Raw genomic sequence first — 21,594 nt, 5'->3', positions numbered from 1 at the left:
CGAATCCGCACCGGGACGACGTGAGCACGGCTAGGCTCCCCGCCCATGACGGACACCGCTCCCGCTCCCGCCGCCGCTGCTGCCACCCCGGCTCCGGACCACATCGCCGCCACCCGCGCCTTCTACGACGCCGTGGCCGAGGACTACGCCGACCGCTTCCGCGACGTTTTCGCCGCCCAGCCCCTGGAGTTGGCGCTGCTGGCCGGATTCGCCGGGCTCGTCAAAGCCAGTGGCACCGGCGGCGAGGTCGCCGACCTCGGGTGCGGCCCCGGGTGGGTGACGGCCCATCTGGCCTCCTGCGGCCTGAACGTCTTAGGCCTCGACCTGTCGGATTCCATGCTCCGGATCGCCCGCCGCGAGAACCCGGGCCTGTGGTTCGAGCAGGGTTCGATGATGGAGCCCGGCATCCCGGACGGCACCCTGACCGGCGTCGTCTCGTGGTACTCGAGCGTCCACACCCCGCAGGACGAGCTGCCGGCGCTCTTCGCCCGCTTCCGTCGGCTCCTGGCGCCCGGGGGCCATCTGCTGCTCGCCTTCCAGGCGGGCGAAGGGGCCCTCCACCTCGAACGTCCATTCGGCCACCCGGTCGCCCTGGACTTCCGGCGGCGCCGCCCGGACCGGATGGCCGAGGCCCTGGAGGCGGCCGGGTTCACGCTCGTCCTGCGCTCCGAGCGGGCCGCGGACGAGGAACAGGGCGAGTCGACGCCCCAGGCGTTCCTCATCGCCCGCACCCCGCGCATCACCCGCTCGGCCGACCGCCACACGGCCCACCCCTCATGAGCCCGGGTACAGCCCCTCCACCTCCTCCGCGAAGTCGCGGAGGATCGCTTCGCGGCGCAGCTTCATGGACGGGGTCAGGTGGCCCGCGGCCTCCCTGAAGTCGACGGGGAGGACGGTGAAGCGACGGATGGATTCGGGGCGGGAGAGCGTCCTGTTGACCTCGTCGAGGGCGCGCTGCAGGACCGCGCGCAGTTCCTCGTCGTCGACCAGGAGCTCGGCCGGGACCGGGTGCTTGCCGTTCATCCGGCGCCAGTGGGTGATGCCGTCGGGGTCGAGGGTGATCAGGGCGGAGACGTAGGGGCGGCCCTCCCCCAGGACCATGCACTGCGAGATCAGGGGGTGGGAGCGGAGCCAGTTCTCCAGCGGGGCCGGGGCGACGCTCTTGCCGCCCGCCGTGATCAGCAGCTCCTTCTTGCGGCCCGTGATGGTCAGGTAGCCCTCGTCGTCCAGTGCGCCGATGTCGCCGGTCGCGAGCCAGCCGTCGGGGGTCGCGGGGGCGACTCCGCCGGCCTGGGGGTCCCAGTAGCCGCGCAGTACGTGGTCGCCCGCGACGAGGATCTCACCGTCCGCCGCGATACGGATCCGGGTGCCGGGCAGCGGCCAGCCCACCGTGCCGAGCCGGGGCATCAGCGGGGGTGTCACCGTCGACGCGCCGGTGGTCTCCGTGAGGCCGTAGCCCTCGAAGATCTCGATGCCGGCACCGGCGTAGAACGCGCTCAGATCGCGGCCGAGCGGGGAGCCGCCGCAGATGGCGTAGCGGATCCGACCGCCCATGGCGTTGCGGACACGGCGGTAGACCAGGGGGTCGTAGAAGGCGCGGGAGATCTTCAGGGGCCCGCTCGGGCCGGGGCCCGTACCGGTGTGGCGGGCGTCGACGGCCTCGCCGTAGCGGCGGGCCACCGAGGCGGCGCGGTCGAAGGCGGCCGCCCGTCCGCCCGACTCCGCCTTGGCGCGCGCGGTGTTGAAGATCTTCTCCAGCATGTACGGGATGGCCAGCAGGCACGTGGGCCGGAAACTCGCCAGGTCCGGGAGCAGTTCCTCGGGTTTCAGGCTCGGCGCGTGGCCGAGCCGTATCCGGGCCCGGACGCAGGCGACGGCGACCATGCGGCCGAGGACGTGGGACATGGGGAGAAAGAGGAGGACGGAGGCCTCTTCGCTGGTCCGGGCCTTGAAGACCGGGTAGAGCAGCTCGATGGCGTTGTCCACCTCGGCGAAGAAGTTGCCGTGGGTGAGGGCGCAGCCCTTGGGGCGGCCGGTGGTGCCGGAGGTGTAGACGAGGGTGGCGAGGGTGTCCGGGCCGAGGACGCCGCGGCGTACCTCCACCTCCTGGTCCGGAAGGTGGGTGCCTGCCTCCGCGAGCCGTTCCACATGGCCCTTCTCCATGACCCAGACGTGCCGGAGGTCGGTGAGGTGCCCCAGTTCGGGGCCGAGGGCGGCGGCCTGGGCGGCCGTTTCCGTGACCAGGGCGACCGCGCCCGAGTCGTGCAGGATCCAGCGGGCCTGGTAGACGGAGGAGGTCGGGTAGACGGGGACGGTGACCAGTCCCGCCGCCCAGGCGGCGAAGTCGAGGAGCGTCCACTCGTAGAGGGTGCGGGCCATGACGGCGATCCGGTCACCCGGGGTCAGGCCCTCGGCGATGAGCCCCTTCGCCACGGCCATCACCTGGGCGGCGAACTCGGTGGCCGTCACATCCGTCCAACCTCCGTTCCCGTTCTTCCCGTTCTTCCCGCTCTTCCCTCCGTTCCCTCCGTTCCCGCCCTTCCTGTCCTTCCTGTCGACCCCCGGGCCTTTGGGGCGGCGGCTCAGGACCACCGTGTCCGGGGCCGCGTCCGCGTTGTCGAAGGGCAGGTCGGCGAGCGATCCGTGCCGCACCGGCCGTGCGAGCGGCGGTACGGCCGCCTCCCGTACGACCCCGTCCAGCCGCCGTGTCTCGGGCGCGACCGGGACCGGCCCGCCGGAGGCGTCGCTCATGGCGGCGGTGGAACGGACGACGGGCGGGACGACGGGGGACGCGGCGGGCGGGACGACGGGGGACGCGGCGGGCGGGACGGCGGCCGGGCGCCCGTCGTACGCATCGTAGGGAGGGACGGCTGAGGACGGGACTGCGGACACGGACGGCTCCTGGGGCGTGCAGCGAAACTGCTTGCTGCGATGACGTACGTGCCTCGCACGCCGAGGCGCTCACCGGCGCCTTCCGGTGTTCTCCGGCCTCCTCGGAGGACAGGAGTCGCGGAGTCACGGGGTCACCGCCGGTTCGGACTCGGGATCGTACGGGCCCGACGTGGCGGGTTCGTGCGGGTTCGGGAAGGGTCCGGCGCCGGGGATGTGCAGCATCGGGAGATACATGAGGGTGGTTCAGGTTCGTTCCAGAATGGCCGTCACGCCCTGCCCGCCCGCCGCGCAGACGGAGATCAGGCCGCGGGCGGGGGCGTCCCGTTCGGCCAGGAGTTTCGCGAGGATCGCGACGATGCGGGCGCCGGTGGCGGCGAAGGGGCGGCCCGTCGCCAGGGAGGAGCCGGCCACGTTCATCCGGGCGCGGTCGACCGGGCTCAGCCCCCGCTCCTCCCAGGCGGCCAGGGTGGCGATCACCTGGGACGCGAAGGCCTCGTGGACCTCTACCAGGTCGAAGTCCACGATGTCCGGCCCGGTGTGCGCTCCAGCATGCGCGGAACCGCGTACGCGGGGGCCATCAGCAGGCCGTCCTCGCCGTCCGCCACATCGCCGTGCACAAAGTCCACGGCGGCCGTCTCGTAGGCGGTCAGGTATGCCAGCGGCTCCAGGCCCCGCGCCCGCGCCCACTCCTCGCTCGCCGGCAGCACCACCGCCGCGCCGTCGGTGAGCGGGGTCGCATTGCCCGCGGTCATCGTCGGGTCGGGGCCGTCGAACTCCACCGACCGCGCGGACACCACCGGTTCGCGCGAATCCACCGGCTCGACCTGCTTGCCCGGCCCACCCGGCCCGCTCGGTTCGCTCGACCCGCTCGGTTTCCGAGGGCTCATCTCGACCCGCTCCTCACACCGACGTAGAATTACCATCGGTAACCTTACTTTAGAGTAAGTTCCACTGGAACACGTACACCAGCACGCAGACCGCACACAGACCGCACGCGCACAGGGCTGGGAGTCGCACATGGCCGACCGCTATCTGAGCTTCACCGGGACCACGCCCGGCCTCTTCCTGAGCCGTCGGCTGGGCCTCCCCCGGCCGGCCTCGCTGAAGCGCTGGTCAGCGGCGCGGCCGGGCCTCGACAGCGGCCTGCTCCACCTCACCGCGGGCAAGTCCGACCTCAGCCTCGGCCTCGCTCCCGTCCTCGCCCGCACGGGACTCTCCACGGGCGAGCCCGGCGACGCGAACGACACCGGCCGGCCCACCGCCGTCGTTCTGGACGCCACCGGGGTGCGCGACGTGGAAGGCCTCCTCGAGGTGCACGCGGCCCTGCATCCCGTCGTACGGTCGGTCGCCGCGAACGGCAGAGTCGTCCTGCTCGGCTCCCCGCTCGACGCCGCCGACCACCACCAGGCCGCCGCCCAGCAGGCGTTGGAGGGCTTCACCCGCTCCCTGGGCAAGGAGATCGGCCGGGGCAGCACCGTGAACCTGGTCCGTCTCACCGACCCGGACGCCACCGAGTCCACCCTGCGCTTCCTGCTCTCGCCCAAGTCGGCGTATGTCAGCGGCCAGGTGATCGAGGTCGGCACCGACGCCACCGGCACTGGCACTGGCACTGACACCAAGGGGACATCCGCCGCCGCCCCGTGGGACCTCCCCCTCGCCGGACGCACCGCTCTGGTCACCGGCGGTGCCCGCGGTATCGGCGAGGCGGTCGCCGAGACGCTGGCCCGGGACGGTGCCGAGGTCGTCGTGCTCGACGTGCCGCAGGCCGAGGCGGACGCCCGGCGCGTCGCCGAACGGCTCGGTGGCCTCGCCCTCCCCCTCGACATCACGGCCGCCGACGCGGGCGCCCGGATCGCCGAGGCGCTCCCCGACGGCCTGGACGTCCTCGTCCACAACGCGGGCATCACCCGTGACCGGCGGCTGGCCAACATGCCGGTCGAGCGCTGGACCCCGGTGCTGGAGGTGAACCTGGCGAGCGTGCTGCGCACCACCGACACGCTGCTCGCCGCCGGAACCCTGAAGCGGGGCGGGCGGATCGTGGCGACGGCGTCCATCGCCGGGATCGCCGGGAACACGGGCCAGACGAACTACGGGGCCTCCAAGGCCGGTGTCATCGGCCTGGTCCGCTCCCTCGCCCCGCGCGCGGCGGCCGAGCACGGGGTGACGGTGAACGCGGTCGCCCCCGGGTTCATCGAGACGAAGATGACCGCGGCGGTCCCGCTGGTCATCCGCGAGGCGGGCCGGCGCATGAACTCCCTGGCCCAGGGCGGCCTTCCGGTCGACGTCGCCGAGACCACCGCCTGGCTCGCCCACCCGGCCTCGGGCGCGGTCAACGGACAGGTCGTACGGGTCTGCGGCCAGAGCCTGCTGGGGGCGTGACCACCATGGCCTCCGTACCTTCCGTCCCTCCCCCCGCCGCGCCCTTGGCCTCGGTGACCCTCGCCCGCTCCCCCGCCCTCGCCCCCCTGCTGGCGCGCGGTGCGCTGCTGTCGCCGTTCAAACGGCCCCGCCCCGACGCCGCGTTTCCACGGACCCGGCTCGTCCTGCCCTCCCTGCGGGTGGATCCCGCGAGGCTGGCGGCGTACGAGCGGGTGTGCGGCTTCCCCACCGCGGGGACAGGACGAACCGGCGAGACCGGCGAGACCGGGGAGACCGAGAAAGCCAGGGAGGCCAGGGAGGCCAGGGAGACCGGGGAGGGCTCCGGCACGCTGCCGCTGACGTATCCCCATGTGCTGGGCTTCCCGGTGGCCATGCGGCTGATGAGCGGCCTGGACTTCCCCCTGCCGCTGCTGGGGCTCGTCCACACATCGATCGAGATCACCCGGCACCGGACCGTGCCCGTCGCCGGGACGCACGGGCTGAGTGTGCACATCGAGGGGCCGGAACCGCACCGGCGCGGTACGGAGGCCACCGTGGTCACCGGGCTGCGGTCGCCCGGCGGTGACCTCGTATGGGAGTCGCGGAGCACGTATCTGGCCCGGCACCGCACCTCCGGGCCGCCCTCCTCCGGGCCGCCCTCCTCCGAGCCGCACCCCTCCGGCCGGCCGGCCCCGCGTCCGGAGGAGGAATCAGTGACGGCGCGGACGCAGCCGCTGCCCGTCGTCGACGCGTGGCTACTGGCCGGGAACACGGGGCGGCGGTATGGTGCCGCGTCCGGCGACCGCAACCCGATCCACCTGTACCCGCTCACCGCACGGCTCTTCGGCTTCCCCCGCGCGATCGCGCACGGCATGTGGACCGTGGCCCGCTGCCTCGCCGCGCACGGCGCCCCGGAAGCGGTGACGGTCCGGGCCGACTTCAAAGTGCCGGTCCTGCTGCCGGGCACGGTGACGTACGGGGCACGGAACGGGCGTTTCGAGCTGCGCGGCCCCGGCGACCGCCTTCACCTCACCGGGGAGGTCCGCCCGGCGTGAACGGCCGCGCCGGCATCAGCGTCTTCGGCCCCGACACCGGCACCGGTGTCCGAGGCTTCGCCGTCGGGCGGTGACCAGGGGCGGCCCGCCATCAGGTCGCCCAGTCCCGCCCAGGCGAAGTTCATCAGGGTGGCCGACGCCTGCCGGGCGGTGACACCCGGGGTGCTGTTGGCCCAGTCCGCGAGCGCCTCGGCGGCGCCGACCAGTGCTTCGGCGAGCCCGGCGACCTCGCCGCTGGGCAGGTAGGGGTCCCGGTGGGCTTCCCGGGCGGCGGCGAGGATCAGCTCGGTCACGAACGTCACGATGTCCGCGCGCATCACGGTGACTTCGGCGGCGAACACCTCGCCGTGCGTACGGGCCTGGAGATGCAGCACGGCCCAGCCGTCCGGGTGCCGCGCGGTGTGGGTGAAGAACGCCGTCAGCCCCGCCCAGAGCTGGCGGTCCGCGGAGAGCACGGGACGGGCCCCGGCGCGCACCGCCTCGACGAGAGCCTTCGCCTCGCGGCGGATGCACGCGATGAACAGGTCTTCCTTGGAGTTCAGATACAGGTAGACCAACGGCTTCGACACGCCCGCCAGTTCGGCGATCTCGTCCATCGACGCGGCCATGTAGCCGCGCTGGCCGAAGGTCTGCACGGCAGCGTCCAGCATCTGCTGTTCGCGGACCGCACGCGGCATCCGCTTGCTCTTCACAGCACCCATACGGATCAGCCTACGGGGCGGCGGCACCCTCGCCCGCCTGCGCGGGGAACCCACCCCGCCCGAACCGGAAACGCGCCCCCGGGGCCCTACGAGGCCTTCGCCTGCTCCTGGCCCTGCGCCTGCGTGCCGCGGACGTCGTCGGCGGCGTCGTCCTCCTGGCTGCGGTTGGCCTCCAGGTTGGCCTTCGCCCGGTCGACCCGGCGCACGATGTTCTCGGAGGCCACGTCCCGCTGCTTGCGGAGCACGACGAAGCTGATCGGCGCCGAGAACACCAGGGCGAGCAGGATGATCCACAGCCCGTTGGAATCGCCCAGGCCACGCGGGGCGAGGCCGGAGTAGACAAGGCCCCAGACGACCAGGAGGCAGCCCACGAAGATTCCGAAGCGCATCAACGTGTAGCGGAGCATCTTCTTCCACTCTCCCGGACGAACGGCCAGAACGTATCCCAAGGGGTTCCCAATGGGACACCTCCAGTGAAGCACGCCCGTCCTCGTGTGCCTGCGGCGGGGTCCACGAACAAGCGCGTACATGACAACCTCCCCGACCCCGACCCCGACCCGGTGCCGGGGTCAGGTCAGCGACAGCAGCAGGACGACGTCGTCCCGGTCGTCGTCCGGGGCCACCCTGATCGCGCCGGGGACCCGGCCGACCTCCTTGTAGCCGCAGGAGCCGTAGAAGTGCTCCAGGCCGAGGCCGCCGCGGCAGGTGAGCCGGATCGCCTCGACGCCGGGCAGGGCGCGGGCGGCCCGCTCGGCGGCGGCGAGCAGGTCACGGCCGTACCCCTTGCCCTGGTGACGGGGGTGGACCATCACCGTGTACAGCCAGATCCAGTGCGTCATCAGGCGGTGGGTGTTGAGGGTGAGGAACGCCGTCGCGGCGACCCGCCCCTCCTCGTCGAACCCGACGAGGAGCCGGGACCGTTGCTCCTCCATCGCCATGAACTGCCGTAGCAGCTCCGGCCGGACGGCTTCCAGCGTTATTGGCGGCACGAAGCCGACGGCTCCGCCCACGTTGGTGACGTCAACCCACAACTCCAGGATGCTGTCACGGAGTTCGGGAGTGACGGACGGATCCAGCGCGAAAGCCAACGGCATGGGACGGGGACTCTCCGGCAGGGGACGGGAATTCTTCCTCAGACCCGCATCGGCTGCGGGGACTCGCGGCGGGCGGGGTCGGCGGCGTCGTACTCGCGGATGATTTCATACCGCGTGTTGCGCTCCACCGGGCGGAAACCGGCGTCACGGATCAGGTCCAGCAGGTCGTCGCGGGTGAGCTTGTTCGGCGTGCCGAAGTCGTCCGCGTCGTGCGTGATCTTGTACTCGACGACCGAGCCGTCCATGTCGTCCGCACCGTGCTGGAGGGCGAGCTGGGCGGTGTTGACGCCGTGCATCACCCAGAAGACCTTGACGTGCGGGACGTTGTCGAAGAGGAGACGGGAGACGGCGAACGTCTTCAGCGCCTCGGCGCCGGTCGCCATCTGCGTCCTGGACTGGAGGCGGTTGCGGATCTTGCCGTCCTTCATGTCCACGAAGTCGTGCTGGTAGCGCAGGGGGATGAAGACCTGGAAACCGCCGGTCTCGTCCTGGAGCTCACGCAGCCGCAGCACGTGGTCGACGCGGTGGCGGGGCTCCTCGATGTGGCCGTAGAGCATGGTGCAGGGGGTCTTCAGCCCCTTCTCGTGCGCCAGCCGGTGAATCCGCGACCAGTCCTCCCAGTGGGTGCGGTGGTCGACGATGTGCTGGCGGACCTCCCAGTCGAAGATCTCCGCGCCGCCGCCGGTGAGGGACTCGAGCCCGGCGTCGATCAGTTCGTCGAGGATCTCGGAGGCGGACATCCCGGAGATGGTCTCGAAGTGGTGGATCTCGGTGGCGGTGAACGCCTTCAGCGACACGTTCGGCAGTGCGGCCTTCAGCTCGCGCAGGGAGCGCGGGTAGTAGCGCCAGGGCAGGTTGGGGTGGAGCCCGTTGACGATGTGCAGCTCGGTGAGGTTCTCCCCCTCCATCGCCTTGGCGAGCTTCACCGCCTCCTCGATCCGCATCGTGTACGCGTCCTTCTCCCCCGGCTTGCGCTGGAAGGAGCAGTACGCGCAGGAGGCGGTGCACACGTTCGTCATGTTGAGGTGGCGATTGACGTTGAAGTGGACGACGTCGCCGTTCTTCCGCGTCCGCACCTCGTGCGCCAGCCCGCCCAGCCAGGCCAGGTCGTCCGACTCGTACAGCGCGATGCCGTCCTCGCGGGACAGCCGCTCACCGGAGCGGACCTTCTCCTCCAGCTCGCGCTTGAGCCCGACGTCCATGCGGATCCCTCTTTCCTGACTGTCCTGCACTGTCCACTGTCCTGCCCGGCTTGCCCGGCTGACCGTCCCGGCCGGCTCAGCCAACCGTAACGCCCCGGCTACTGGACCTCTTCGGGCAGCTCACCGACACGGTTCTCCCACTTCGTGGAGAGCACGATGGTGGTACGGGTCCGGGAGACGCCCTTGGTGCCGGACAGCCGGCGGATGATCCGCTCCAGCCCGTCCACGTCGGCCGCCCGCACCTTGAGCATGAAGGAGTCGTCGCCGGCGATGAACCAGCAGTCCTCGATCTCGCTCAGGTCCTTCAGCCGCTGCGCCACGTCCTCGTGGTCGGCGGCGTCGGAGAGCGAGATGCCGATCAGGGCGGTCACCCCGAGGCCGAGCGAGGCGGCGTCCACGGTGGCGCGGTAGCCGGTGATGACACCGGCCGTCTCCAGCCGGTTGATCCGGTCGGTGACGCTGGGCCCCGACAGGCCGACGAGGCGCCCCAGCTCGGCGTAGGAGGCCCGGCCGTTCTCTCTCAGGGCCTGGATGAGCTGCCTGTCCACCGCGTCCATGCGATCGAAGCCTTCCGCTGAAGAGGTCTGCACGTGATTGAGAATCGGTGAGTGGTACGTCGGGGTGTACTGGGGTGTATCCGGGGTGTACTGGGGTGCACGGGGAGCGCATCGGGGGTGCGGGTGCCGCTCAGGCGGTACGGGACGGGGACGCCCCACCCCCGAGCTCACCCTTCCAGCGGCGGTACAGCCGGTGCTCGACACCCGCCGCGTCGAGTACGCGGCCGGCGACGAAGTCCACCAGGTCCTGGATGTGCGTCGCGCCCGCGTAGAAGGCCGGCGAGGCGGGCACCACGGTCGCGCCCGCGTCGTCGAGGGAGACCATGTGCCGCAGGGTCTGGCCGTTCAGCGGGGTCTCCCGTACGGCCACGACCAGTGTGCGCCCTTCCTTGAGGGTCACGCTCGCCGCCCGTTGCAGCAGGTCCTTGGACAACCCGAGCGCCACCCCGGCCACGCAGGCCGTGGAGGCGGGCACGATCAGCATGCCCTTGCTCGGATACGAGCCGGAGGAGGGGCCCGCGGCGAGGTCACCGGCGCCCCAGTGGCGTACGCCGTCGAGGTCCACGGTGAAGGTGTCCCGCTTGCCGTCCGCTCCACGGGACAGCCATTCCCGCAGGTCGTCGCGCCAGTGGGCGTCCCGGAAGGAGATGCCGGTCTCGTCCAGCAGGGTGAGCCGCGAGGCACGGCTGACGACGAGGTCGACGCTCTCCCCCGCCTGGAGGAGCGCACGGAGGACCGCTGCCGCATAAGGCGTGCCGGAAGCACCGGACACCCCCAGGATCCAAGGCGTTCGCGTCGTCTCTCCTGGCTTGAGATGGTTCACGACACCGAGCCTATCCGGCATCGTGGGAGGGGAACCGGCCAAGGGGCCCCGTCCGTCTCCCAGGCGGACGGTCGATCCGCCTCCGCGGCGGACGACCGGTCCCATCCCGGGCGGACGAGCGAGTCAAGGGGGTTGCCGTGTCCAACATCGATACGCGGTGGTCGGGGCGCGAGCGGGCGAAGACGGCGGCCGTGGTGATGGTGGCCTGGGTGGCGCTGCTGTGGCTGCTGGAAGTGGCCGACACGGCCTCCGGTCATGCCCTGGACGACTTCGGCGTCGTGCCGCGCACGACCTCGGAACTGGTCGACGTCGTCCCCTCCGCCTTCGTCCACTTCGGCTTCGCCCATGTCGCGGCGAACAGTGTGCCGCTGCTGGTGCTCGGTTTCCTCGCCGCCCTCGGCGGCCTGCGCCGGTTCGCCGCCGTGTGCGCGCTGATCATCGTCTGCGACGGTCTGGGAGTGTGGCTCATAGCCCCCGCGCACACCAACACGGCGGGCGCCTCCGGCCTGGTCTTCGGCCTCTTCGGCTTCCTGCTGTGCAGCGGCTTCGTGGAGCGCCGGCCGATGGGCGTCGTCGTCGCCGTGCTGGTCGGCGCGGTCTGGGGCGGCTCGATCCTCGCGGGCATCGCGCCCGGTCAGACCGGCGTGAGCTGGCAGGGCCACCTCATCGGCCTGCTGGCCGGCGTGGCATCGGCCTTCCTGTTCCGCCGCGGACCCGCCCGCCGGGGCGCACTCACCGCGTGAGGCCGAGTCCTGGTGCGGGGAGAGGCGCGCACAGACCGGTGCGGGGCCCCTGCGGCGGCCAGGACCGGCTGGGAGCCTGCGGACGTATCCCCTCGGTGCAACAGCTCGTAGAGGAGTTCGGCATCGTGACCGCCACCGCCGGGAAGGTGAACGTGGGCCTGAAGAAGGAAGGACTCGTCCACGCCGAAGTGGGCACGGGTTCCTTCGTCACCGCAGACGCGCCGGCCATCCTCGGGGACGCCCGCGCCAAGGAAAAGGAAGAAGCCACCTGACGCACGGGGCCCCGACGCCGGAGCACGACAGCTCCCGGCACGGGGCGGCCGGGAACGTCGTTCTTCGCTCCGGGGGACCCAGCTACCCGAAAAGCGTGAACGATTCGGCCGCCACTGTCCACATCCCGCTCATTCGAGCACGAAAGTGACACTTGTCCGCCGACTGTTCACGCTTTTCAGCAAGACCCTCGCTCCGGTGCGGGCCGTGCTCCTTACGGGCTTTCCGTTACACCGTCAGCCCGCGCACCAGAAGGTCCAGCAGTGCGCAGACGAAAAGCGCGATGCCGATGAAGCCGTTGACGCTGAAGAACGCCCTGTTCAGACGGGTCAGGTCGGTCGGGCGGACGATGGTGTGCTCGTAGACGAAGGCCGCCGCGACGATCACCAGGCCGAGCCAGAAGAACGCGCCGGCGCCGGTGAGCACCGCGTACCAGACGAACAGGGCCGTCGTCACGGCGTGGCAGGCGCGGGCGCCCCAGACGGCGGCCGGGATGCCGAAGCGGGCCGGGACCGACTTCACGCCGACCTCGCGGTCGGTGTCGACGTCCTGGCAGGCGTAGATGAGGTCGAAGCCGCCGATCCAGATGCCGACCGCGAGGCCGAGGACGACCGCGTCCCAGGACCAGGAACCGGTGACGGCCAGCCAGCCGCCGACCGGGCCCATGGCCTGGGCGAGCCCGAGGATGGCCTGCGGGAAGTTCGTGAACCGCTTGCCGTACGGATAGACCACCATCGGGATCACCGCGACCGGCGCGAGGATCAGGCAGAGCGGGTTGAGCAGCGCCGCCGCGCCCAGGAACACCACCAGGGCGATGATCGCACCGGTCCACGCGTGCCTGACCGACATCGCGCCGGTGACCAGCTCGCGGTGGGCGGTGCGCGGGTTACGGGCGTCGATCTCGCGGTCGATGATCCGGTTGGCGGCCATCGCGAAGGTGCGCAGTCCGACCATGGCGACCGTGACCAGGAGCAGCCGGCCCCAGTGGATGTTCTCGTCCCACTCGTACATCGCGGTGAGTGCGGCGATGTAGGCGAAGGGCAGCGCGAACACGGAGTGCTCGATCATCACCAGGCGCAGGAAGGGCTTCACGCGGCCGGCCGGCCGCGGTGCCGCGCCCGAGCCCACGACCCCGTCGGCGGTGGTCATCATGCGAGGCTCCCGAGGAACGTGTCGAGGTCGGCCAGGAGGCCGGCGACGGGCAGCGGACCCGTCTCCACGGTCAGCGGTGTCCCGGCGTCGTCGCCGGACGGATCGTCGGCGTCGGGCGGGGTGACGTGCGCGGTGAAGGCGTACGCCTCCGCGCCCCCGCCCGTGCCGCCCGCGTCCGTCGCCGTGCCGACCGGGCGCGCGTCCAGCCGCAGCAGCGCGCCGCCGTCGACCGTGAACGGCCCGCCCGTCGCGGCGGCCAGCTCGGCGCGCAGCCGCTCGGCGAAGTCGGCGGGTTCCGTGTCGCGCACCCCGGGCAGTTCGAAGCCGCCGCCCTCGCCGTCGTGCTCGATCAGGACCGCCCAGGTGTCGCCGGCACCCGCGAACTCCTCCGGCGTGACGCCCGCCTGCTCGGCGGCCTGCCGGACTCCGGGGTCGGCCGGGTCCAGCTCGGGGCGCACGAGGGCCACGTAGTCGGTGTCGGTGCCGATGAAGAGGGCCGGGCCGCCCACGGCGACGGGACTCACAGTCCGTACTCCTTCCAGCGGCGGTCGACCAGCGCGGCCGTGTCCGGGTCGGACTCGACCATGTCGGGCCAGCCGCCGTCGCGCGTGTACCCCTCCTCGGGCCACTTCTTCGTCGCGTCGATGCCCGCCTTGCCGCCCCAGAACTGCTGGTAGGAGGAGTGGTCGAGGTGGTCGACCGGGCCTTCGACGATGCTGAGGTCGCGGGCGTAGTCGGTGTTGCCGAGGGCCCGCCAGGCGACTTCGTGCAGGTCGTGGACGTCACAGTCGGAGTCGACGACCACGATCAGTTTGGTCAGCGACATCATGTGGGCGCCCCAGATCGCGTGCATCACCTTCTGCGCGTGCTTGGGGTACTTCTTGTCGATCGAGACGATCGCGCAGTTGTGGAAGCCGCCGGCCTCGGGGAGGTGGTAGTCCACGATGTCCGGGATGATGATCTTGAGGAGGGGCAGGAAGAAGCGTTCCGTCGCGCGGCCCAGCGGCCCGTCCTCCGTCGGCGGCCGGCCGACCACGATCGACTGGATCAGCGGCCGCTTGCGCATGGTGACGCAGTCGATCGTGAGGGCGGGGAACGGCTCCTGCGGGGTGTAGAACCCGGTGTGGTCGCCGAACGGTCCCTCCGGGAGCATCTCGCCCGGCTCCAGCCAGCCCTCGATGACGACCTCGGCGTGCGCCGGGACCTGGAGCGGAACCGTCTTGCAGTCGACCATCTCGATCCGCTTGCCCTGCAGGAACCCGGCGAAGAGGTACTCGTCGATGTCGCCGGGGAGCGGCGCGGTGGAGGCGTACGTCACGGCGGGCGGGCAGCCGAAGGCGATGGCGACCGGCAGCCGCTCACCGCGCCGGGCGGCCACCTGGTAGTGGTTCCGGCTGTCCTTGTGGATCTGCCAGTGCATGCCGATGGTGCGCTTGTCGTGCCGCTGGAGCCGGTACAGGCCGAGGTTGCGGATGCCCGTCTCGGGGTGCTTGGTGTGAGTGAGGCCCAGGTTGAAGAAGGAGCCGCCGTCCTTGGGCCAGGTGAACAGGGCGGGGAGCTGATCGAGGTCCACGTCGTCGCCCTGGAGGACGACCTCGTGCACCGGGGCGTCCTTCACCTTCTTCGGCGGTACATGGGTCATCGAACCGAGCTTGCCGAACGCCTCGCGCATGCCCACGAAGCCGTTCGGCAGCTCGGGCTTGAGCAGACCGCCGATCTTCTCGCTGATCTCGGTGTACGACTTCAGACCGAGCGCCTTCAGCAGACGGCGGTCGGTGCCGTACACGTTCATCGCGAGGGGCATGCTCGAGCCGCGCACGTTCTCGAAGAGCAGCGCGGGACCGCCGGCCTTCTGCACCCGGTCGACGATCTCACCGACCTCGAGGTACGGGTCGACCTCGGTCTTGACTCGCTTGAGGTCGCCCTCGCGGTCCAGGGCCCTCAGCAGGGAGCGAAGATCGTCGTAAGCCATGAGGTCAAGTATCCCCGAGCGGCTACCCTTGCCCTGTACCTGGGGGCTGTGGCCGAGCCGACGTCCCCGACGACCCCTTCTCTGGAGAGGCCCATGCTCCGGGTGCTGATGTTCCTCATCCCCCTCGCGCTGAGCGTCTACGCGTTCATCGACTGCATCAGCACGACGGACGAGGACATTCGTCACATGCCCAAGCCGCTGTGGGCGATCCTCGTGCTGCTGTTCCCGCTCGTCGGTTCGATCTCGTGGATCATCGCCGGCAAGAAGCGGCACCCCGTGGGCGCCGGCGGCGGCGGCGCCTGGAGCCGGGGCGGCGGCCGGCAGCAGTGGGTGGCCCCGGACGACAACCCCGACTTCCTGAAGTCACTCGGCGAGGAGAAGAACGGACCCGGGGAGAAGACCACCGACCCGGACCCGAGCAAGGACAAGGGCAAGGAACGGGACGAGAAGCCCGAGACCGACTGAGGGACGGGCCGGTCTGCATCCATGAGGGCTGGGGTCACTCGCCTTCGAAGATCTCCTCCGCCTCCGACACGACGACCGCCCGGACGAGCCACGCTCGGAGAAGCTCCGCGTCACCGCATCCGGTGATCCGCCCGCGCACCTCGTCGGTGACCTCGAGACCGCGCTGCTCGAGGACGAGCAGCACGTCTTCGGCCGCCCGCTGCACGTGCCCCTGCTCTAGGCCCTGCTCGATCCCCTGCGCGCGCCCTTCGTCCCGGATTTCCTCGGAGAGGGAGGACTTGTAGAAGGAGAGGTCCACGGCCACCAGATTCCTCCAGAGGTGCTCGGCCGGGCGGTTGCCCAGCCCTTGTACGGTGCTGAGCGTAGGAGGGTGAGGGCCCAAGATCCGGTTCGGGCGGTGATGTCCATCCACTCGAGTGAGTACGGGGAAGGGGTGGGCCGTGGGGGGTGAGGCGCGGTTGCGGTCTGTCGACCTGGCGCGGCTGGCCGGGGTGTCGACGCAGCAGATCCGGAACTACGAGGAGTCCGGGGTGCTGCCGTTCGCTCCGCGGACCGAGTCGGGGTACCGGGTGTTCGAGGAGGTGCACCGGCAGGCGCTGCTGGCGTTCCGGGCGCTGATGAAGGGGTACGGGCCGGTGACCGCGACGCCGGTGATGCGGCGGGTGCACGGCGGGGACGTGCCGGGCGCGCTGGCGCTGGTGGACGCCGCGCACGCCGCGCTGCACGAGGAGCGGGTGTCGCTGCGTGCCGCGGACGAGGCCCTGCGGGCGTTGGCCGGTGCCGAGCCCGCCGCGTCGGCCCGCCCGGCGCTGCGCATCGGGGAGGTGGCCGGGCTGCTGGGCGTACGGACGTCGGCGCTGCGGGTGTGGGAGGCCGCCGGGCTGCTGACGCCCCGGCGGGAGCACGGCACCGGGTACCGCCTGTTCGATCCCGCCGACGTCCGCGACGCCCGGCTCGTCCACACCCTGCGGAGCAGCCACTACCTGTTCGACCGGATCCGCCCGGTGCTGGACGGGCTGCGCCGGGAGGGCAGCAGCGAGGCGTTGCGGGTGGCCCTCGTCGCGCGCGGCGAGGCGCTCACCGCGCGCACGTGGGCGATGCTGGAGGGTGCGGGGGCCCTCCACGCCTACCTGGGGCTGGTCACTGCCGGGGGTTCTGCCGGGGGCCACGCCGGGGGTCCTGCGTGGGATTGACTTCCGTCGCCCGGCCGGCCCGTCACCGGCCGGGGGACCGCACGGGTTCGGGGAGACTGGCCGCCATGGAGTCGATCGACGCGGAAACGGCCCGTGCCTGGCTCGCCACCGCCGTCGCGGAGGCCCGCGCCGGTCTCGCCGAGGGCGGCGTCCCCGTCGGCGCCGCGTTGTACGGAGCGGACGGGGCCCTGCTCGGCCGGGGCCGCAACCGCCGCGTGCAGGACGGTGATCCGTCGGTGCACGCGGAGACGGCCGCCTTCCGGGCGGCGGGACGGCAGCGTTCGTACCGCGGGACGACGATGGTGACGACCCTGTCACCGTGCTGGTACTGCTCCGGGCTGGTCCGGCAGTTCGGCATCTCGCGGGTGGTGATCGGCGAGGCGGTCACCTTCCACGGCGGGCACGACTGGCTGGCCGAGCACGGCGTACGGATCGTGCTGCTGGACGATCCGGAGTGCGCCGCGATGATGCGGGAGTTCGTCGCGCGTCATCCACAGCTGTGGAGCGAGGACATCGGGGACTGAACCGCGAAGGCCGGTTCCCGTGACTCAGGTCAGGGGAACCGGCCTTCGCGGTACGCGGTTCGTCAGAAGCCGATGGCGGTGAGGGCGCTCATGCCGACGTCGGCGTAGGAGTGCTTGCCGGAGACGAAGATGTTCACGCCGTAGTAGTTGAACAGCCAGCAGCCGAAGGCGGCCAGGGCCAGGTAGGCGGCCTTGCGGCCCTTCCAGCCGGCGGTGGCGCGGGCGTGCAGGTAGCAGGCGTAGGCGACCCAGGTGATGAAGGACCAGGTCTCCTTGGGGTCCCAGCCCCAGTAGCGGCCCCAGGCGTCGCCGGCCCAGATGGCGCCCGCGATGATCGTGAACGTCCACAGCGGGAAGACGGCCGCGTTGACGCGGTAGGAGAACTTGTCGAGCGAGGCGGCGGCGGGCAGCCGCTCCAGGACCGAGGTGGCGAAGCTGCCGGGCTCGCCGCCGCGCGCGAGCTTGCTCTCGTAGGAGTCCTTGAACAGGTACAGGATCGTGCCGACCGCGCCGACGTAGAAGACCGCGCCGCACAGGATCGCGGTGGAGACGTGGATGTACAGCCAGTACGAGTCGAGCGCGGGGACCAGCTGGTCACTCTCGGTGTACAGGACGGTGACGGCCAGACCGAGGTCGAGGAGAACCGTCGTGGTCAGGAACAGGCCGAGCCAGCGCACGTTCTTCTTCAGCGCCAGCAGCAGGACGTACACGCCGACGGCGGTCGTGGTGAAGGTGATGTTGAACTCGTACATGTTGCCCCAGGGCGCCCGCTGCACGGACAGCGCCCGGGTGAGCACTCCGCCGAACTCGACCAGGAAGGCGAGCACGGTCAGGGAGACGGCGATCCGCCCGAAGAGGTCGCCCTGTGCGTCCCCGCCGTGTGCTCCCGGCCCGTCGGGCACGTCCCGCGCGCCGGCCGCGGCCCGTACGACGACCTTCGGCCGCTCCAGTACGGCGGTGCCACCCTCCTGCTTCACGGTGACGGCGGGTGCCTTCTTCGCCGCCTCCCCGCGGGGGGTGAGCGCGGCGGCGGTGCGGGCGACCTTGCTGCGGCTGCCGAAGATCCATTCGGCGATGTACGCGAAGAAGGCCAGGGTGTAGACCGCCATCGCGGAGTAGATCAGGACGTTGCTGATCTCCGCGAGGTTCTCGTTCTGCGCGGCGGCCAGGCTCGTGGCGGTGACCAGATCGGATGCGGCGGCGAGAGTCACGGCTTCTCAGCCCCTTCGGCAGGTACGGCTTGAGGGTCGGGGGATTCGGAGGGCTCGGGAGAATCGGGCGGATCGGAGGAAAGCTCCGGGTCCGGGTCCGGGTCCGGGGCGCCCGGGGCCTGGTCGTAGAGGATTCCGGCGAGGTCGCCGAGTTCCTCGGGCACGGTGGCGGACTCGCTGCGGCCGAGCCCGGCCATCTCGACGACGGTGACGCCGTCGGGGCCCTGGACCGCGCGCACCCACACCCGGCGCCGCTGGATGAACAGGGAGCCGGCCAGGCCGGCGATGGCGACGAGGGCACCGCCGAGGGCCCAGCCGCCGCCCGGCTCCTGGACCATCTGGAAGCCCGCCCATTCCCTGACGTCCTTCTCGAAGGTGACCGAGCCCGCCCCTCCCGGGAGGGTCATGGTCTCACCGGGCGTCAGCAACTTCTTGAACAGCTTGCCGTCGGAGTCCTTGAACTCCTTCATCTTGGTCTTGTCCATCTGGTACACGCTCTGCGGAATGCCGGAGTCGGCCTTCAGGTCGCCGTGGTAGGCGGACAGGGCGAGTACGGGATAGTCGAGGGCCGGGAACTGGGAGAGCATCGTGCCGCTCTCCGAACCACCGAAGGTGGGCACGAAGAAGGCGTTGAAGCCGAGCTGTTCCTTCTTGCCCTGGGCGTCGCGGTAGCCGTCGAGGACCTTGACCACACCGGAGGAGGTGACGTTGGAGTCGAGCGGCAGCAGGGGCACGGCGTCCTTGAAGACGACCTTGCCGTCGCCGTCGCGGACGGTGATCACGGGCGCGTAGCCGTGGCTGACGAGGTAGACCTTGGAGTCGCCGATCACCAGGGGCTCGTTCACCTTGACGGTGGTCGTCTTCTCCTCGCCGTACGCGCCCTGGGTGTGGACGAGCTCGGTCTCGTAGGTGCGCGGCGTTCCCTTGTTGGGGCCGCTGCGCTCGTAGGTGCCGGTGAAGGACTTCACGTCGAAGCTGAACGGTTCCAGGTCGGCGACGTCGAAGAGGTTGCCGGACTTGAAGTCGTCGTACTGCGTGAGCGTGTTGGCGAAGCCGTTGCCCTCGACGATCAGCTTGTTGCCCTCGGACTTGAACAGCTGGCCCCAGGCGAAGGCGATCAGCATCACGATCAGGGCGAGGTGGAAGGCGAGGTTGCCCGCCTCGCGCAGATAGCCCTTCTCGGCGGCGACGGCGTCACCGGCGAGGTGGGCACGGAAGCGGCGCTTGCGCAGCAGGGCGAGCGCGGCCTCACGGACCTGTTCGGGGTCGGCCTCGGTGCGCCAGGTGGTGTACGCGGGCAGCCGGGTCAGGCGCTTGGGGGCGCCCGGCGGGCGCCCGCGCAGCTGGCCCACGAACTGCAGGGTGCGGGGCGCGATGCAGCCGATGAGGGAGATGAACAGCAGGATGTAGATCGCCGAGAACCACACCGAGCTGTAGACGTTGAACAGGCCGAGCTTGTCGTAGACCGGCGCGAGGAACTCGTGCTGCTCGCGGAAGTCGGCGACCCGGGTCTCGTCGACACCGGTCTGCGGGATCAGCGAGCCGGGGATCGCGGCGAGCGACAGCAGCAGGAGCAGCAGCAGCGCGACCCGCATGGAGGTGAGCTGCCGCCAGAACCAGCGGGCCCAGCCGATGACGCCCAGGGCGGGCAGGTTCGGCAGGTCCTCCTTGGGCGCGGTGGACAGCTGGGAGCCGGCCTCGCCCAGATCCTGGTCCTGCTCCCGGTCCTGGTCCTGCTCCCGGGCGGCGATGTCGGCCGCGTCGCCCTCGGATCCCGCCGGAGTGTGTCCCGGCCCGGTTTCGGATGTCGTGCTCATCGCCGTCAGATCCCCACCGTGAAGCCGTTGGACCAGGTCTGCATCTCCATCACGAGGCTGTCCCACACGCCGGTGAGCAGCAGCACTCCGGTCACGATCATCATCGTGCCGCCGATCCGCATGACCCAGACGTAGTGCCGCTTGACCCAGCCGAAGGCGCCGAGCGCCTTGCGGAAGGCCACGGCCGCGAGGACGAAGGGCAGACCCAGCCCCAGACAGTACGCGACGGTCAGTACGGCCCCGCGTCCGGCGCTCTCCTGCTGTGCGGAAAGCGTCAGTACGGAGGCGAGGGTGGGGCCGATGCAGGGCGTCCAGCCGATGCCGAAGAGGGCGCCGAGGACGGGCGCGCCGGCCAGTCCGGCCGCCGGACGTTTGTGGAAGCGGAACTCACGCTGGGTCAGCCAGGGCATCATCCCCATGAAGAAGACGCCCATGAGGATCATGAGGACGCCGAGCACCTTGGTGAGGATGCCCGACTGTTCCTGCAGCGTCTGCCCGAAGTAGCCGAAGAAGGCCCCGCCGGAGACGAACACGACGGTGAAGCCGAGGACGAAGAGCGAGGCGCCGGCGACCATCCGGCCGCGCCGGGCCTCGGCCAGGTCGGTGCCGGACACGCCGGTGACGTAGGAGAGGTAGCCGGGGACCAGCGGCAGGACGCAGGGCGAGAAGAAGGAGACGAGCCCGCCGAGCAGGGCGATGGGCAGTGCCACCAGCAGGGCGCCGTTGAGCACCGTGCCGTTGTAGACCGGATCGGCGGCGAGGTGCCCTGTCCCGGCGGAGAGGGCGCCCGCCCCGGTCGCGAGCGTGGTGAGGACGGTCATGTCACTTCTCCGCGACGACCGGCTCGAGCATCTTCAGCAGCCGTTCCTCGCTGAGCGCGGTCAGCGAGCGGGCCGCGATCCCGCCGTCCCGGTCCAGGATCAGCGTGGAGGGGATCGCCTGCGGGTTGAGGGTGCCCTTCTCGAAGCGGAGCATCAGCTTGCCCGTGGGGTCGTACAGGCTCGGGTAGGTGATGCCGAAGTCCTTCTCGAAGGCGAGCGCCGAGCCGGTGCTGCTGTCGCGGGTGTTGATGCCGACGAACTGCACGTCCTGGTCGGCGTAGTCCTCGGACACCTTGGCGAAGTACTTGGCCTCCGCGCGGCACGGGTTGCACCAGGAGCCCCACATGTTGAGGACGACGACCTTGCCCTGGAAGTCGGCGACGTCGAGGTGTTCGCCCTCGAGCGTCTTGCCGGACAGTTCGGGCGCGGCGGCGCGCTCGCCCTTGGCGGCGGTGGAGATGCCGTCGGTGCCGGTGACGAAGTTGGTGTTGCCGCCCCCGCCGGACGTTCCGCCGGAACCGCACGCGGTGAGCAGCAGTGCGGCCACCGCGGCGCCGGCGGTCAGGGCGGCACGGCGGCGGGCGCGGACGCGCGGGGTACGCACGCGGGCGGCGCGGACACCGGCGTCACGGACGCCGGTGGCGCGGTTCGAGCGCTGGGGGGCGCGGCTGGCGGCACTCATGTGAAAAGTTTCGCATGTCCGTTCCGGGGATCTTGGGCACCCCCCTTACGGACGGAAACCCG

At 71.1% G+C, this 21,594-nt stretch carries 22 protein-coding genes and 2 pseudogenes; 8 read left to right on the top strand and 16 right to left on the bottom strand.

Features of this window, described 5'->3' with window-relative positions:
• The first annotated feature begins 45 nt into the window (after positions 1-45).
• Complete coding sequence (locus tag ACFYQA_RS00295; protein WP_388909405.1) at positions 46-780, top strand: class I SAM-dependent methyltransferase; 735 nt, start codon at positions 46-48, stop codon at positions 778-780.
• Here ACFYQA_RS00295 and ACFYQA_RS00290 read toward each other — a convergent pair.
• Both ACFYQA_RS00290 and ACFYQA_RS00285 read right to left on the bottom strand, forming a co-directional pair.
• Positions 775-2,751 carry an AMP-dependent synthetase/ligase gene (locus ACFYQA_RS00290; protein WP_388910256.1) on the bottom strand — a complete coding sequence of 659 codons (1,977 nt, stop codon included), beginning with the start codon at positions 2,749-2,751 and terminating at the stop codon, positions 775-777. The two genes, ACFYQA_RS00295 and ACFYQA_RS00290, sit on opposite strands and share 6 nt — an antisense overlap.
• 384 nt (positions 2,752-3,135) lie before the next feature.
• Positions 3,136-3,662 (bottom strand): annotated as a pseudogene (locus ACFYQA_RS00285) (acetyl-CoA C-acyltransferase); the annotation flags it as partial.
• Between the two features lie 247 nt (positions 3,663-3,909).
• Between ACFYQA_RS00285 and ACFYQA_RS00280 the strand changes: the two are divergent.
• Both ACFYQA_RS00280 and ACFYQA_RS00275 read left to right on the top strand, forming a co-directional pair.
• Positions 3,910-5,271, top strand: coding sequence for a 3-oxoacyl-ACP reductase (locus ACFYQA_RS00280; protein WP_388909401.1), 1,362 nt, complete (start codon positions 3,910-3,912; stop codon positions 5,269-5,271).
• Between the two features lie 5 nt (positions 5,272-5,276).
• Positions 5,277-6,305, top strand: a complete 1,029-nt coding sequence (locus ACFYQA_RS00275) for a MaoC family dehydratase (protein ID WP_388910253.1) — start codon at positions 5,277-5,279, stop codon at positions 6,303-6,305.
• Here ACFYQA_RS00275 and ACFYQA_RS00270 read toward each other — a convergent pair.
• From ACFYQA_RS00270 to ACFYQA_RS00245, 6 genes are all read right to left on the bottom strand, one after another.
• The gene (locus ACFYQA_RS00270) at positions 6,275-7,006 is read right to left on the bottom strand and encodes a TetR/AcrR family transcriptional regulator (RefSeq protein ID WP_388909398.1); all 732 of its coding nucleotides are present in this window, start codon (positions 7,004-7,006) and stop codon (positions 6,275-6,277) included. The genes ACFYQA_RS00275 and ACFYQA_RS00270 overlap by 31 nt on opposite strands.
• An 86-nt stretch (positions 7,007-7,092) precedes the next feature.
• A complete protein-coding gene (locus tag ACFYQA_RS00265) occupies positions 7,093-7,413 on the bottom strand; it encodes a DUF4229 domain-containing protein (protein WP_388909395.1) in 321 nt (106 codons plus the stop codon).
• Between the two features lie 162 nt (positions 7,414-7,575).
• The gene (locus tag ACFYQA_RS00260) at positions 7,576-8,100 is read right to left on the bottom strand and encodes a GNAT family N-acetyltransferase (RefSeq protein ID WP_388909392.1); all 525 of its coding nucleotides are present in this window, start codon (positions 8,098-8,100) and stop codon (positions 7,576-7,578) included.
• A 38-nt stretch (positions 8,101-8,138) separates the two neighbouring features.
• The gene (gene mqnE, locus ACFYQA_RS00255) at positions 8,139-9,302 is read right to left on the bottom strand and encodes an aminofutalosine synthase MqnE (RefSeq protein WP_386403184.1); all 1,164 of its coding nucleotides are present in this window, start codon (positions 9,300-9,302) and stop codon (positions 8,139-8,141) included.
• 98 nt (positions 9,303-9,400) lie between these two features.
• Entirely contained in the window at positions 9,401-9,859 is a 459-nt protein-coding gene (locus ACFYQA_RS00250; RefSeq protein WP_326757122.1) for an Lrp/AsnC family transcriptional regulator, read from the bottom strand.
• A 130-nt stretch (positions 9,860-9,989) separates the two neighbouring features.
• Positions 9,990-10,682: a UbiX family flavin prenyltransferase gene (locus tag ACFYQA_RS00245; RefSeq protein ID WP_388909389.1), complete on the bottom strand. Its 693-nt coding sequence runs from the start codon at positions 10,680-10,682 to the stop codon at positions 9,990-9,992.
• 197 nt (positions 10,683-10,879) lie between these two features.
• Between ACFYQA_RS00245 and ACFYQA_RS00240 the strand changes: the two genes are divergently transcribed.
• Complete coding sequence (locus tag ACFYQA_RS00240; protein WP_388910250.1) at positions 10,880-11,425, top strand: rhomboid family intramembrane serine protease; 546 nt, start codon at positions 10,880-10,882, stop codon at positions 11,423-11,425.
• 95 nt (positions 11,426-11,520) lie between these two features.
• Positions 11,521-11,697 carry a hypothetical protein gene (locus ACFYQA_RS00235; RefSeq protein WP_388909386.1) on the top strand — a complete coding sequence of 59 codons (177 nt, stop codon included), beginning with the start codon at positions 11,521-11,523 and terminating at the stop codon, positions 11,695-11,697.
• 226 nt (positions 11,698-11,923) lie between these two features.
• Here ACFYQA_RS00235 and mqnP read toward each other — a convergent pair whose 3' ends face one another.
• The 3 genes from mqnP to ACFYQA_RS00220 are packed head-to-tail and all read right to left on the bottom strand — an operon-like array spanning position 11,924 to position 14,819.
• The gene (mqnP, locus tag ACFYQA_RS00230; RefSeq protein ID WP_388909383.1) at positions 11,924-12,847 is read right to left on the bottom strand and encodes a menaquinone biosynthesis prenyltransferase MqnP; all 924 of its coding nucleotides are present in this window, start codon (positions 12,845-12,847) and stop codon (positions 11,924-11,926) included.
• Positions 12,844-13,371, bottom strand: coding sequence for a hypothetical protein (locus tag ACFYQA_RS00225; RefSeq protein ID WP_388909380.1), 528 nt, complete (start codon positions 13,369-13,371; stop codon positions 12,844-12,846). The genes mqnP and ACFYQA_RS00225 overlap by 4 nt, the downstream gene beginning before the upstream one ends.
• Positions 13,368-14,819 (bottom strand): menaquinone biosynthesis decarboxylase, encoded by a 1,452-nt coding sequence (locus tag ACFYQA_RS00220; RefSeq protein ID WP_388909377.1) that lies wholly within the window; start codon positions 14,817-14,819, stop codon positions 13,368-13,370. Before ACFYQA_RS00220 ends, ACFYQA_RS00225 begins: the two co-directional genes overlap by 4 nt.
• 93 nt (positions 14,820-14,912) lie before the next feature.
• Here ACFYQA_RS00220 and ACFYQA_RS00215 point away from each other — a divergent pair, with 93 nt between their 5' ends.
• Positions 14,913-15,284, top strand: a complete 372-nt coding sequence (locus ACFYQA_RS00215) for a PLD nuclease N-terminal domain-containing protein (protein ID WP_388909375.1) — start codon at positions 14,913-14,915, stop codon at positions 15,282-15,284.
• Positions 15,285-15,318: 34 nt separating this feature from the next.
• On the opposite strand, the pseudogene ACFYQA_RS00210 reads toward ACFYQA_RS00215, so the two are convergent.
• Positions 15,319-15,639, bottom strand: a pseudogene (locus ACFYQA_RS00210) (hypothetical protein); the annotation flags it as partial.
• An 85-nt stretch (positions 15,640-15,724) separates the two neighbouring features.
• On the opposite strand from ACFYQA_RS00210, the gene ACFYQA_RS00205 reads away from it, so the two are divergent.
• Together ACFYQA_RS00205 and ACFYQA_RS00200 are read left to right on the top strand one after the other, a co-directional pair.
• Positions 15,725-16,477: a TioE family transcriptional regulator gene (locus ACFYQA_RS00205; RefSeq protein WP_388909372.1), complete on the top strand. Its 753-nt coding sequence runs from the start codon at positions 15,725-15,727 to the stop codon at positions 16,475-16,477.
• Between the two features lie 65 nt (positions 16,478-16,542).
• Positions 16,543-17,001: a nucleoside deaminase gene (locus ACFYQA_RS00200; protein WP_388909369.1), complete on the top strand. Its 459-nt coding sequence runs from the start codon at positions 16,543-16,545 to the stop codon at positions 16,999-17,001.
• 62 nt (positions 17,002-17,063) lie between these two features.
• On the opposite strand, the gene ccsB is transcribed toward ACFYQA_RS00200, so the two are convergent.
• The 4 genes from ccsB to ACFYQA_RS00180 are packed head-to-tail and all read right to left on the bottom strand — an operon-like array spanning position 17,064 to position 21,532.
• Complete coding sequence (gene ccsB, locus ACFYQA_RS00195; RefSeq protein ID WP_388909366.1) at positions 17,064-18,212, bottom strand: c-type cytochrome biogenesis protein CcsB; 1,149 nt, start codon at positions 18,210-18,212, stop codon at positions 17,064-17,066.
• The gene (locus tag ACFYQA_RS00190) at positions 18,209-20,029 is read right to left on the bottom strand and encodes a cytochrome c biogenesis protein ResB (protein ID WP_388909363.1); all 1,821 of its coding nucleotides are present in this window, start codon (positions 20,027-20,029) and stop codon (positions 18,209-18,211) included. The genes ccsB and ACFYQA_RS00190 overlap by 4 nt, the downstream gene beginning before the upstream one ends.
• Before the next feature lie 5 nt (positions 20,030-20,034).
• Positions 20,035-20,850, bottom strand: coding sequence for a cytochrome c biogenesis CcdA family protein (locus ACFYQA_RS00185; protein ID WP_388909360.1), 816 nt, complete (start codon positions 20,848-20,850; stop codon positions 20,035-20,037).
• Position 20,851: 1 nt separating this feature from the next.
• Positions 20,852-21,532, bottom strand: coding sequence for a TlpA family protein disulfide reductase (locus ACFYQA_RS00180; protein WP_388909357.1), 681 nt, complete (start codon positions 21,530-21,532; stop codon positions 20,852-20,854).
• Positions 21,533-21,594 lie beyond the last annotated feature (62 nt).

This window comes from Streptomyces sp. NPDC005774 (assembly GCF_042871645.1).
Lineage (GTDB): Bacteria > Actinomycetota > Actinomycetes > Streptomycetales > Streptomycetaceae > Streptomyces > Streptomyces pratens.
The sequence above is the reverse complement of the archived record's forward strand: the minus strand, read 5'-3'. Positions and strand labels throughout refer to the sequence as shown.